The sequence below is a fragment of the Iodobacter arcticus genome, from assembly GCF_042664895.1.
Taxonomy (GTDB): domain Bacteria; phylum Pseudomonadota; class Gammaproteobacteria; order Burkholderiales; family Chitinibacteraceae; genus Iodobacter; species Iodobacter arcticus.
Genome location: NZ_JBHTBQ010000039.1, coordinates 1 through 396 on the forward strand (window position 1 = coordinate 1; position 396 = coordinate 396).

A 396-nucleotide genomic window follows, 5' to 3' on the forward strand; every position below is an offset into this window, starting at 1 on the left:
CCCATTGTCCAAGATTCCCCACTGCTGCCTCCCGTAGGAGTCTGGACCGTGTCTCAGTTCCAGTGTGGCGGATCGTCCTCTAAGACCCGCTACAGATCGTCGCCTTGGTGAGCCTTTACCTCACCAACTAGCTAATCTGATATCGGCCGCTCTAATAACGAGAGGTCTTGCGATCCCCCTCTTTCCCCCTCAGGGCGTATGCGGTATTAGCTATCCTTTCGGATAGTTATCCCCCATTACTAGGTACGTTCCGATATATTACTCACCCGTTCGCCACTCGTCAGCGCTGCAAGCAGCCTGTTACCGTTCGACTTGCATGTGTAAAGCATGCCGCCAGCGTTCAATCTGAGCCAGGATCAAACTCTTTAGTTTAATCGCTAAGCTAGTACTTACTGG

General features: G+C 52.0%; 1 rRNA gene. It reads right to left on the reverse strand.

Going from position 1 to position 396, the window contains the following annotated elements:
* Positions 1-372, reverse strand: a 16S ribosomal RNA gene (locus tag ACFQNF_RS17185); the annotation flags it as partial.
* Between the last annotated feature and the right edge of the window lie 24 nt (positions 373-396).